11 protein-coding genes are annotated in these 12,206 nt (G+C 67.0%); 9 read left to right on the top strand and 2 right to left on the bottom strand.

The features are described from left to right. Positions 1-7: 7 nt before the first annotated feature. Positions 8-673, bottom strand: a complete 666-nt coding sequence (locus Q2T94_RS01825) for a response regulator (protein ID WP_302262677.1) — start codon at positions 671-673, stop codon at positions 8-10. Further along, the gene (locus Q2T94_RS01820) at positions 670-2,244 is read right to left on the bottom strand and encodes a sensor histidine kinase (protein ID WP_302263341.1); all 1,575 of its coding nucleotides are present in this window, start codon (positions 2,242-2,244) and stop codon (positions 670-672) included. The genes Q2T94_RS01825 and Q2T94_RS01820 overlap by 4 nt, the downstream gene beginning before the upstream one ends. Before the next feature lie 258 nt (positions 2,245-2,502). Between Q2T94_RS01820 and Q2T94_RS01815 the strand changes: the two genes are divergently transcribed. The 9 genes from Q2T94_RS01815 to Q2T94_RS01775 all read left to right on the top strand — a co-directional run bounded on the left by Q2T94_RS01815 (position 2,503) and on the right by Q2T94_RS01775 (position 12,041). Continuing rightward, entirely contained in the window at positions 2,503-3,510 is a 1,008-nt protein-coding gene (locus Q2T94_RS01815; RefSeq protein WP_264268086.1) for a Bug family tripartite tricarboxylate transporter substrate binding protein, read from the top strand. Next, entirely contained in the window at positions 3,507-4,010 is a 504-nt protein-coding gene (locus Q2T94_RS01810) for a tripartite tricarboxylate transporter TctB family protein (RefSeq protein ID WP_302262676.1), read from the top strand. Before Q2T94_RS01815 ends, Q2T94_RS01810 begins: the two co-directional genes overlap by 4 nt. Positions 4,011-4,031: 21 nt before the next feature. Beyond that, a complete protein-coding gene (locus Q2T94_RS01805; protein ID WP_372342857.1) occupies positions 4,032-5,642 on the top strand; it encodes a tripartite tricarboxylate transporter permease in 1,611 nt (536 codons plus the stop codon). Between the two features lie 140 nt (positions 5,643-5,782). Further along, complete coding sequence (dxr, locus tag Q2T94_RS01800; RefSeq protein WP_302262675.1) at positions 5,783-7,033, top strand: 1-deoxy-D-xylulose-5-phosphate reductoisomerase; 1,251 nt, start codon at positions 5,783-5,785, stop codon at positions 7,031-7,033. Further along, positions 7,030-8,409, top strand: a complete 1,380-nt coding sequence (locus Q2T94_RS01795) for a M50 family metallopeptidase (protein ID WP_302262674.1) — start codon at positions 7,030-7,032, stop codon at positions 8,407-8,409. Before dxr ends, Q2T94_RS01795 begins: the two co-directional genes overlap by 4 nt. Positions 8,410-8,780: 371 nt before the next feature. Beyond that, positions 8,781-10,262 (top strand): DUF1538 domain-containing protein, encoded by a 1,482-nt coding sequence (locus tag Q2T94_RS01790; protein ID WP_302262673.1) that lies wholly within the window; start codon positions 8,781-8,783, stop codon positions 10,260-10,262. Then, a complete protein-coding gene (locus tag Q2T94_RS01785) occupies positions 10,259-10,609 on the top strand; it encodes a P-II family nitrogen regulator (RefSeq protein ID WP_302262672.1) in 351 nt (116 codons plus the stop codon). The genes Q2T94_RS01790 and Q2T94_RS01785 overlap by 4 nt, the downstream gene beginning before the upstream one ends. Before the next feature lie 40 nt (positions 10,610-10,649). Beyond that, entirely contained in the window at positions 10,650-11,039 is a 390-nt protein-coding gene (locus Q2T94_RS01780; RefSeq protein ID WP_302262671.1) for a CBS domain-containing protein, read from the top strand. Positions 11,040-11,192: 153 nt separating this feature from the next. Further along, complete coding sequence (locus Q2T94_RS01775) at positions 11,193-12,041, top strand: universal stress protein (RefSeq protein ID WP_302262670.1); 849 nt, start codon at positions 11,193-11,195, stop codon at positions 12,039-12,041. Positions 12,042-12,206 lie beyond the last annotated feature (165 nt).

Below are 12,206 nucleotides of genomic sequence, written 5' to 3'. Positions count from 1 at the left end.
CCGCGGCTCAGGCCCCGCGCCGGCTGTACCTGCGCTCGGGACGCCCGCCGCCATAGCGCAGGTGCACCTGCGCCTGGCCGACCTCGTTGAGGTACTCCAGGTAGCGCCGCGCGCTGACCCGGGACAGGCCCAGCATCTCGCCGACCTCCAGCGCGGAGAGATCCGCCTCCGCCTCGCGCAGGATGCCCTGCACCCGCTCCATGGTCTCCGCCGCGCAACCCTTGGGCAGCGGCTTGTCGGCCCCGGCCATGCCGAAGACAGCATCGACGTCGGACTGCTCGGCGGTGGCTGCCGAACCCAGCGAACGATAGGTGCGCCGGTAGTGCTCCAGGCGCTGGTGCAGGTCCTCCTGGGTGAACGGCTTCATCAGATAGTGCACGATGCCCCCGCGCAGCGCCCGGCGCACCGTCTCGGCCTCGCGGGCGGCGCTGATCACCAGCACGTCAAGCTCCGGGACCTCCGCGCGCAACTGGCCCAGCAGCTCCAGCCCGTAAATGTCGGGCAGGTGGATGTCCAGCAGCACCAAATCGGGCCGCAGGCGGCGGGCCTCGGCCAGGGCCTGGGCCCCGGTGCGGGCGACCCCTGCAACCTCGAAGCCGGGCATCTGCGCCACGAACCCCGAATGGATTCGCGCGACCATGAAATCGTCGTCGACGATGAGCACCTTGATCATGGCTGAACCCTTTTTCCCAGGCGGGCGGTGAAGACCGCCCCCTCGTCGTTGGCGACCGTGACGTCGCCGCCGCGGCGCAGGCACACCAGGCGGGTCAGCGCCAGGCCGAAGCCGCGCCCCGCCTCGGAGGCGGAGGCCTTGGTGCTGTAGCCCTGCACGAAGATCTTAGCAACGTTCGACTCGTCGACCCCCTCGCCCGAGTCCTGCACCGTGACCACCACCGTCCCGTCTTCCTCGGCCAGCCGGACCTTGACCTGCGCGTCGGGGCGCCCCGCCACCGCGTCGATGGCGTTGTCCACCAGGTTGCCGACCACCGTGGTCAGGTCCCGCGACAGTGCCTCGTCCACCCGGCCCAGCTGCGAGGCCGGATCCAGGTCGATGCCCACGCCCCGCTCCGAGGCCAGCGCGGACTTGGCAATGAGCAGCGCGGCCACCGTGGGGTCTGCCACGCGGTGGGTGACGTCGTCCAGCAGCCGGGTGCGGCTGAAGCTCACCCCGTTGACGTAGGAGAGCACCTCGTCGTATTCCTCCAGCTGGATCAGCCCGGAGATGGTGTGCAGCTGGTTGGCGAACTCGTGGGTCTGCGCGCGTAGCGTCTCGGTGGTCATGCGCGTGGCCCCCAGTTCCTTTTCAAGGGTCGTCAGTTCGGTGCGGTCGCGCAGCGTGGTCACCGAGCCGACCAGCCGGCCGCGGGCCTCCATGGGGCGGCGGTTGAACACCACCATGCGCTCGCCGACCAGCACCAGCCGGTCGGCCTCGGCCTGTTTCATGGTCAGCACCTCGCGCAGGGCCGCGTCGATGGCAAGGTCCGCCAGGGTCCGGCCCTCGCAGTCCTCGGGCCAGCCCAGCAGCCTGCGTGCCGCGTCATTGGCCAGGGTGATGCGCTCGCGCAGGTCGATGGCCACCACGCCCTCCTTGACCCCGTGCAGGATGGCCTCGCGGTGTTCGACCAGCCCGGTGATTTCCGCCGGCTCCAGGCCCAGGGTCTGGCGCTTGACGCGGCGGGAGAGCAGGAGCGAACCGAGGGTGCCCAGCGCCACCGAGACCCCCAGGTAGACCAGCAGGTTGGGGGTGGCCTCCAGCAGGCGCTCCAGCAGCGAGGGATAGCTGCGCCCCATGGCGGCGAATCCCACGAGCCGTCCGCCGTCGTCGAGCACCGGGACGTGTGCCTCGAGCATCTTGATGCCGCCGCGCTGCGTGGACCCGGTCCATGCGCGGCCCTCCATGACCTCGGATTCGCCCAGCGGGAACTTCTCACCGAGCAGGGCGGGATTTGAGGCTGTCACCACGGTCCCCTCGGCGTTGACCAGCACCGCCTCGCTGCTGCCGGAGACCGAGCGCACCGACTCGGTGATCGAGGGCAGGGCCGAGCCGAAGCGGGGCCTGGCCTCGGGCAGCAGGGCGCGCACCAGCGGGGTCGCGGCGAGGTTTTCGGCAGCGGCCAGCGAGCGCCGGGACTCGACGCGTTCAAAGGTCTGGGTGGCCTGGGCCAGGGACATGGCCAGGACCCCGGCCATGACGGCGAGCAGGATCAACAATTGCAGTCCCAGGAACTGGCCCGCGAGGCTCAGCCGGGCGGTGCGGCCCCAACGCGGGGCGGGGGAGTGGCCGGACACCGGCGGTCCTTTCCGTGCCATGACGCACCCGGCGCCAATCGCCCGGTCCGGCATGCGCCTTCGGCGTGAACTCTACCGACATCGCGCACCCGCACCGAATGTGACCGTGAACACTATGTACACAACTTTCTTTGCGACCACAAGAATTGCCCGGCCTTGGCGGCGGCCTAGTGTGGTGCACATCATTCACTCGCATTTGAGATGGGAATCACCATGGGACGAACCAATATCTTGAAGCTGGCAGCGGTTGCGGCCGGCATCATGCTCGCCGCCACCGGCTGCGGGGTCACCGGCAATGACGCCGGCGCCTCCGGCAGCGCGGCCGAATCCGGCCCGGTGACGGGCCTGCGGATCATGGTCCCCAACAGCCCCGGCGGCGGCTACGACACCACGGCCCGCGTCGGCGCCAAGGTCATGGAGGAAGCGGAGATCGCCAAGTCGGTGGAGGTCTTCAACCTCGCCGGCGCCGGCGGCACCGTGGGCCTTTCGCGCATCGTCAACGAAAAGGGCAACAACGACCTCGGCATGCTCATGGGCCTGGGCGTGGTGGGCGCGAGCTACACCAACGACACCGACGCCCGGCTGACCGACACCACCCCGATCGCCCGGCTGATCCAGGAGCCGGGGGCCATCATGGTCTCGAAGGACTCCCCGTACAAGACCATCGAGGACCTCGTCGCGGCCTGGAAGAAGGACCCGTCCAAGCTGGCCGTGGGCGGCGGCTCCTCGCCGGGCGGCCCCGACCACCTGCTGCCGATGCAGCTGGCCCAGGCCGTGGGGATCGACGCCAAAAAGGTCAACTACGTCTCCTACGACGGCGGCGGCGACCTGCTGCCGGCGATCCTGGGCAACAAGCTGGGATTCGCGGCCTCCGGTGCCGGGGAATTCCTCAAGCAGATCCAGTCCGGCGACGTCCGCGTGCTGGCAACCTCCGGCGCCGAGCGCCTCGAGGGCGTCGACGCCCCGACCCTGAAGGAATCGGACATCGACCTGGAGTTCAGCAACTGGCGCGGCCTGGTGGCCCCTCCGGGCATCAGCGACGAGGCCAAGGCCCGCTGGATCGCCACGATGGAGAAGATGCACGCCTCCGAGGAATGGAAGGCGGCACTGAAGACCAACGGCTGGACCGACGCCTTCATCACCGGCGATGAGTTCTCCACCTTCCTCACGGATCAGGACAAGCGGGTTTCCGACGTGCTGGCCGCCCTGGGATTGGCATGAAACCAGTAGCCGTTTGGCTCAAGGACCGCCCCGAGCTGGGCTTTGCGGCCCTGCTCGGGGCGGTCGGGGCCATGGTGGTGATCGATGCCATTGGCTTGAATGTGCCATTCCAGCAGTCCGACGGGCTGGGTCCCAAGACCGTTCCCTACATCGTGGGGACCCTGCTTTTGGGCTGCGCCATCCTGCTCGCCGTGAACATCCTGCGCGGGGGAGCGGCGGAGCCTGAGGACGGCGAGGACATCGAGCTCGGAACGCCCATCGACTGGAAGGTCGTCGTTCCCCTGATGCTGGTCTTTATCCTCAATATCGTCTTCATCGACCTGGTGGGCTGGCCCATCTCCGGAACCATCCTCTTTTGGGGCAGCGTCCTGGCCCTGGGCGGGCGCAACTACATCCGTGATGGACTGATTTCCGTGGCCCTGACCGTGGGCACCTTCTACGGCTTCTATCTGGGGCTGGGCATCCACCTGCCGGCCGGCCTGCTCGAGGGAGTGCTCTAAGTGGATACATTCAACCTGCTGATGCAGGGGTTCGCCACCGCAGTGACCCCCGTCAACCTGCTCTTCGCCGTGATCGGCGTGCTGCTGGGCACCGCCATCGGCGTGCTGCCGGGCATCGGCCCGGCCATGGCGATCGCGCTGCTGCTGCCGGTGACCTACGGGCTGGAACCCACCAGCGCCATGATCATGTTCGCCGGCATCTACTACGGCGGCATGTTCGGCGGCTCGACCACCTCCATCCTGCTGAACACCCCCGGCGAGTCCGCCACGGTCATCACCGCCATTGAGGGCCACAAGATGGCCAAGGCGGGGCGCGCCGCCCAGGCACTGGCCACCGCGGCCATCGGCTCGTTCGTCGCCGGCACCATCGGCACCGCGCTGCTGGCCACCATCGCCCCCTGGGTGGTGAAGTTCGCCGTGTCCTTGGGCAACCCGAGCTACCTGGCCATCATGCTGCTGGCGCTCATCGCCGTAACCGCCGTGCTGGGTACCTCCAAGCTGCGCGGTTTTGCCGCCCTGGGGCTGGGCCTGGCCATCGGCCTGGTCGGCCTGGACCCGGTCAGCGGACAGGGCCGGCTGGTCTTCGGCCAGCCGCTGCTCGCCGACGGGCTGGACATCGTAGTGGTGGCCGTGGCGATCTTCGCCATCGGCGAGGCACTGTGGATCGCCGCGCACCTGCGCAAGACCCGGAGCCAGACGATTCCCGTGGGACGCCCCTGGATGGGCAAGTCCGACTGGAAGCGCTCCTGGAAGCCCTGGCTGCGCGGCACCGCGTACGGCTTCCCCTTCGGCGCCCTGCCCGCCGGCGGCGCGGAGATCCCGACGTTCCTGTCCTACATCACCGAGAAGAAGCTCTCGAAGCACCCGGAGGAATTCGGCCACGGCGCCATCGAAGGCGTCGCGGGTCCCGAGGCGGCCAACAACGCCTCGGCCGCCGGAACGCTGACCCCGATGCTGGCCCTGGGCCTGCCGACCAACGCGACCGCCGCGGTCATGCTCCTGGCGCTCATGCAGCTGGGGGTCCAGCCCGGCCCGCTGCTCTTCGAGGAGGAACCGAAGCTGGTGTGGGCGTTGATCGCCAGCCTGTTCATCGGCAACGCGTTGCTGCTGCTGGTCAACCTGCCCATGGCGCCATTGTGGGCCAAGCTGCTGCAGCTGCCGCGCCAGTACCTCTACGCCGGCATCCTGTTCTTCGCCACGCTGGGCGCGTACGCGGTGAACCTGCAGGCCTTTGACCTGGTCATCCTGCTGGTGCTGGGCACGCTGGGCTTCGCGATGCGCCGCTTCGGCATCCCGGTGCTGCCGCTGATCATTGGCGTGATCCTAGGCCCCCGGGCCGAGGAGGAACTGCGCAAGTCCCTGCAGCTCAGCGGCGGGGACCCGGCCGGCCTGTTCAGCGAGCCGATCGCCGTGGTCGTCTACGTAATCATCGCCCTGGTGCTGCTCTGGCCGCTGCTGGCCAAGGCGCTGCGCCGCCTGTTCCCGAAGGCCGCGGCCGAGGTCGGGGAACTGGTGGAGCCGGTGGAGGTGGTACCCGAGGCCGGGACCGCCAACGGCGAGAACGAAGAGCCCGCAGACGTTCAGGTCATGGACATCCACGGCCCGCGCCACAGCGGCAAGACGCGTCGCTAGCCGCGCACGTGCCATCCGGACGTGGCCCCCGATTCCCCCTTCACGGAGGGAAACGGGGGCCATTCCCGGTTAAGGGCGGCAGCGCGTACCGCGACGTTGCGCCCGCCGCCCATTGGGTAGGCACAGGAAGAGCGGACATAATGGGTCAGGTGAACATTGCGCAGTTTTCCGCCCCCCGCCCGGCCACGGCTTTCACGCCTCCGCTTCCCGGCACGATCCGCCGCATCACACTGATCGGCTCCACCGGATCCATCGGCACCCAGGGTCTGGAGGTCATCGCCGCGGCGCCCGACAGATTTGCCGTCGCAGCCCTTTCGGGCGGCAGCAACCTGCCCCTGCTGGCAGCCCAGGCCGTGGCCACGCGGGCCGCCGCGGTGGGTTGCGCCCACCCGGATATCGACGCGCTCTCCGCCGCGATCGCCGCGGCCAAGGACGCCGCCGGGGTCCAGGGCTACGACCCGCAACTCTTCGCCGGGCCCGACGCGGCAACGCAAATCGCTTCGTTCCCTGACGCCGACGTGGTGCTCAACGGCATCACCGGCTCCATCGGCCTGCCCCCCACGCTCGCTGCGCTGAATGCGGGCCACCTGCTGGCCCTGGCCAATAAGGAATCGCTGATCGTCGGAGGCGCGCTGGTCAAGGACGCCGCCGCACCCGGACAGCTGGTCCCGGTGGACTCCGAGCATTCCGCCCTGGCCCAGGCGCTGCGCGCCGGCACCCCGGATGAAGTGCACAGGCTCATCGTCACCGCTTCCGGCGGACCCTTCCGGGGCTGGGACCGCGGGCAGCTGCGCGAGGTCACCCCGGAACAGGCATTGGCCCACCCGACCTGGGACATGGGCAAGGTGGTGACCACCAACTCGGCCACCATGGTCAACAAGGCCCTGGAGGTCATCGAGGCGCACCTGCTCTTCGACGTGCCGCTGGAGAACATCGAGGCGGTGGTGCACCCGCAATCCATCGTGCACTCCATGGTCGAATTCATCGACGGCTCCACCATCGCCCAGGCCTCCCCGCCTGACATGGCCCTGCCCATCGCCCTGGGGATCGGCTGGCCGGCGCGGGTGCCGGGGGCCACCGCCCCGTGCGACTGGTCCACGGCCTCCTCCTGGACCTTCGAGCCGCTGGATGCCGCTGCCTTCCCGGCCATCGAGCTGGCCAAGGCCGCCGCGGCCGCCTCGCCCACGCACATGGCCGTGTACAACGCCGTGAACGAAGAAGCCGTCGAGGCATTCCACGCCGGGGCCATCCGCTTCACCGACATCGTCGAAACGGTCGACGCCATCCTGCAGGGCTACGACCCCGAGCCCGGCACCCTGGACCTGGATTCCGTGCTGGCCGCAGAGTCCTGGGCACGAACAGAAGCCGCCAAGCGTTTGGAATCACTGTGAGCACCCTCCTTTTCATCCTCGGCGTCCTGGTCATGGTCGTCGCCATCGCCTTCTCCATCGGCCTGCACGAGGTCGGGCACTTGGTCCCGGCCAAGCGCTTTGGCGTGCGCGTGCCCCAGTACATGATCGGCTTCGGCAAGACGCTGTGGTCCTTCAAACGCGGGGACACCGAATACGGGTTCAAGGCCATCCCGCTGGGTGGCTACATCGCGATGATCGGGATGTACCCGCCGGCCAAGAACAAGGGGGTCGTCGGCGCCACCGACGCTCCGATCCTGCGCAAGTCCTCCACCGGCATGTTCCAGCAGATGGCCGACGAGGCCAGGCATGCAGCCGCGGAGCAGCTGCAGCCGGGGGACGAGAACCGGCTGTTCTACAAGTTGCCGGTTTACAAGCGCATCATCATCATGCTCGGCGGCCCGGTGATGAACCTGCTCATCGGCGTGGTCATGATCGGCATCGTCACCGTCGGGTTCGGCATGCCCTCCCAGACCAGCACCGTCGAGGAGGTCTACCAGTGCGTAGTGCCCCTGGGCGAGGAATCCTCCCGCGACTCCTCGGTCAACAACGGCTGCCTGCCTTCCGACGCCCCGGGCCCCGCCTACGCCGCGGGCCTGCGCCCGGGCGACGTGGTCACCTCCTTCGACGGAGCCCCCGTGGGCACCACCGACTGGGTGGCGCTGACCCAGGCCATCCGCGGCCATGCCGGCGAGTCCGTCCCGCTGACCTACGAGCGCGAGGGCGTTGAACACTCCACCACCATCACCCCCTACAAGACCGAACGCCCGGTGATCAACGACCAGGGGCAGCTCGTCACCGACGCCGCAGGTAACCCGCAGACCGTGGAGGTCGGGTTCATCGGCATGGGCTCGGACGTGCGAAACATCCAGCAGCCGGTTTCGGCCGTCCTTCCTGCGGTGGGACAGCAGGTGTCGGGTGTCGCGGCGGTGGTGCTCGATCTGCCCGCCCGCGTTGCCGCGGTGGGCAAGGCCGCGTTCTCCGACACCCCGCGCGATCCGAACGGACCGATCTCCGTGGTGGGCGTGGGCCGGATTGCCGGCGAAATCAGCGCCATGGAGCAGATCGGGGTGGCCGACAAGGCAGCCAGCCTGATCTCGCTGATCGGCGGGCTGAACATCGCGCTGTTCGTCTTCAACCTGATCCCGCTGCTGCCGCTGGATGGCGGGCACATCGTCGGCGCGCTCTTCGAATCGGTGCGCCGGTTCTTCTCCAAGGTCTTTAGGCGACCCGATCCGGGGCCGGTGGACATCGCCAAGATGCTTCCGCTGACCTACGTGGTCGCGGTGGGCATGCTGGTGATGGGTGCGGTGCTGATCTACGCAGACATCGTCAAGCCGGTGTCGATCTTCGGCTGACCTTCGGGGAAGGCATTACCCGTGCGCCACGCCGCCTTCCGACGTCGGCGAATCCGTCGATGTCCTGGAACCGGGCAGGCTGCTTCGCCAGCCCGGCCAGAGCGCTTCAATGTCCTGTTGATCCGGCGCGCCGTCGCCCCGGTCCACCGGGACCAGTGCCCTCGACCCGTCTACGGTCAACTTACCGCTGTCTGCCCGCATGCAGGCCACCATGACCCGCCCGGAACCGAGGCAAGGGCACCCGGCAGAAGGTGCGGTACGGATGTGAATTGCGGGTGCTTTCCGCTGTTCCCGGGTGGTGGACACTGCCAGGTGAGACCTGCAGACTGAAGGTCAAGGTATGTGCAGGAACGATTTCGCGAGAGGACCCGATGGAGCACCTCGGCCGATTCGCCCGCGAATTCCTGAAGGCGCTGCGGAACCTGCTGCCCATCGTGGCCGTCGTGGTCTTGTTCCAGTGGCTGGTGTTCCGCTCCATGCCCGATGACCCCCTGACCCTGGTGGCGGGATTGTTGATCGTGGCGGTGGGCATTGCCTTGTTCCTGTTCGGCCTTGACCTCAGCATCTTCCCGGTCGGGAAGAACCTGGCCAACCAGTTCGTCCGGCGCGGGGCACTGGGACTGCTGCTGCCCTTCGGATTTGCCATCGGATTCGCAGCCTCCGTCGCGGAGCCTGCCGTGATCGCCATCGCCGAGCAGGCGCAGCTGGTCAGCGACGGGCGGATCAACGGGTTGGCGCTGCGCTTTGTCATTGCCGGTTCGGTGGGACTGGTCCTGGTGGTGGGAATCCTGCGCGTGCTGCGCGGCTGGCCGGTGCATTGGCTGTTGATCGCCGGATACGCCGTGGTGCTGTCGCTGACCTATGTGGCCCCGGCGGAGATCATCGGCCTAGCGTACGATTCCGGCGGGGTGACCACCAACATTGTGAGCGTCCCGCTGATCGCTGCCATCGGACTGGGACTGGCCAACTCGATCAGGGGGCGCAGCCTGCTGTCGGACGGGTTCGGCCTGGTGGCGCTGAGCGTGATGGTGCCCATGATCGGCGTGCAGCTGTACGGGATCTGGGTCTTCCGCTTCGGCGATATCGGGGCAGGGCCGGTCGCGGAGCCCGCGGAGAATCCGACGGGCTGGGTAGTGGGCATGATCCTTGGGCTGGCATCCATGATCCGGGAGGTGCTGCCCATCGTGGCCGTGGTCCTATTTTTCCAGTGGGTTGTGCTTCGGCGCAGACTGGCCCACCCGCTACGGGTCGTCACCGGCTTCGCCATGGTCTTGGTGGGTCTGTACGCCTTCGTCGTGGGGCTGCGGATCGGGCTCTTTCCCCTGGGGACGCTCATGGCGGAGCAACTCATCGCCCAGGGGGTGCCGGCCATGATCCTGCTCTTTGCGCTCCTGATTGGTTTTGCCACCACCATGGCCGAGCCCGCGCTGGTGGCGATCGGCGAGCAGGCACAGGCTGCATCCCCAGGGAAAGTCGGCGCGGTCACCTTGCGGGTTATTGTCGCCGTCGGGGTAGGGCTGGGGATCGGCTTCGGCGTATACCGCATCTTGACCGGGGGACCCTTCCACTACTTCATCATGGCCGCCTACGCGGTCGCGGTTGTTCTGGTCTTTTTCGCCCCGAGACATATCATCGGCTTGGCATTCGACCTGGGAGGAGTGACGACCTCGGAAGTCACGGTGCCGCTGGTCACCGCTCTGGGCATCGGCCTTGCTGCTGCTGTCGAAGGACGCGACGTACTCATTGACGGGTTCGGATTGATCGCATTTGCCTCGATCTTCCCTGTCATTGCCGTCATGGTGTATGCCATGGTGATGGAGAGATTTCCCCGGCTGAGGAAGGAACGGACATGAAATTCACCGCCATCATCGTCATCGCCCCGGAGGAACTGGAAGACAAGGTCATCAGGCATGCCCAGCAAGTCGGGGCCACGGGCGTGACGATCCTGTCGGGCAAGGGCATCGGGGGCGAATCCAGAAAGACCTTCTTCGGGTTGACCTTTGAAGGTACACAGTCGGTGTTGCTGATGGTCGTGGGAAAACACCTGACAGCACCCATCCTGAAAGAACTTCACGGCATATTGGTGCGGGGGACCGACTCCCGTGGTCTGGCCTTCGCTGTGCCCATCGAGCACCTGACGGGGATCGACCCGCAACAGGTGCAAAGTTTTGAAGAACATCTGCGCCGCGGAGAAGACTGACGCCGTGCCCATCCGGGCCCGACACACGAGGAGGAAGAACATGCTCACCGTCAAGGACATCATGGTCCCCAATGTCGTCACGATTTCCCCGTACAACACGCTGCGGGAAGCACTGTCGCTGATGAAGGATCGCCAGGTGAAGAGCTTGGTGGTGGAGCGGCAGCATGCCCATGACGCCTATGGGATGCTCAGCTACCGGGAACTCCTGCAGACCGTCGTCGCCGAAGAAGGGGACGTGGATCTTCTCAACGTTTATGACACCGCCACGATACCGGCCATCGCCGTGAACGAGGACCTCTCCGTGCGTCAGGCGGCGGCACTGATGAGCCGTTACCAACTCAGCCGGCTCATCGTGGTTGAAGGCAGCCAGCTGGTCGGTCTGCTCGCCATGAACGACATCCTCGCCCGGCTGATGGACGACCTGGTCTAGGGGCACGGGCCGTTGGATGGCCGCAGTGATTTCCCCGATCTTTCGCGGACCTGCCGAGCGGTTCCCGCTCACATCAAGGCCTGAGTAGTCCACATGACATGAATGATGGTCCGGGGCATACGATCCTGAGCGGTTTTCCACTAGGATGAAGCCATGGAGAACGTTGTTCTCGCTGGTGTAGATGGTTCGCCGGAAAGCCGAGGCGCAGCCCTTTGGGCCGTGCGTGAGGCGGGGTTCCGACAATGGCCCGTATGGTTCGCCAACGTCTTTCCGAGTCCCACGATTGCAGATCCGTCGATTGACTCAGCGTACTTGCAAACCGCCCATCGTGATGCGGAACGACTCTTTCAAGGCTTGGAAACCGAGGCCCGCCGCCTAGGCGTCTCGTCGCAGGGCATCGCGCTCCCGGGACGCGCCAACGAAGTCTTGGTGAAGCTTTCGAACGACGCGGGCTTAACTGTGGTTGGACGAAGACACCACTCGGCAATCGGCGCCCGGCTGGGCAGTGTCTCCTCTGCACTGGCCGCACACGCGCATAGTCCCACGGCCGTCATTCCCCATGGCTGGGAGTCCCGCCCGTCCGGCCAAGGTACGGAGAACGGGCATGCTCTATCCGTGGGACGCGTCGTCGTTGCGGTCGAACCCGGGCCCGGGGCGATGAGCCTGCTCCACACCGCAGCGGGTCTTGCGCAGCGCGATGGTCTTTCCCTGAGCGTGGTGACCGTTGCTGCCACCGAACATGAGGAATCCTATGGTTCTTCCCTGACCGAGCTTCTGACCCACACCAAGGAGCGGTTTATCGGGCTGGAAATCAGCCTCCATTACGTGGCAGGCAAGCCGGTCCCCGAGATCGCTCACGCCGCCGGGGACGCGGTCCTCCTCGTTGTCGGGACCCGGGGTTTCGGCGGCCTGTCCGGGTGGATGCACGGGTCGGTCAGTCAAGCGTTGTTGCAGCATATTTCTTTGCCAATGCTCGTGGTGCCCAACAGAGCCCCTGAATAGTTCGCGACATGACCCCGGCCACCCAGAGGAGCTCCGCTGCCCATGACCGCCTGGGTTGTGATGTCCTCGAAGGTAGGTCCTTCGTCCCCCGGACAGAGCAACCTCGAGGACAGATGGCCGGTGCCGACTGCCGGCGCTTACCGTCGCGTTGCCTCCCCTCCTGCA

It is taken from the genome of Paeniglutamicibacter sulfureus, from assembly GCF_030512175.1.
Taxonomy (GTDB): Bacteria; Actinomycetota; Actinomycetes; order Actinomycetales; family Micrococcaceae; genus Paeniglutamicibacter; species Paeniglutamicibacter sulfureus.
Note: the sequence above shows the minus strand (reverse complement) of the source record. Positions and strands in the feature narration are given on the sequence as shown.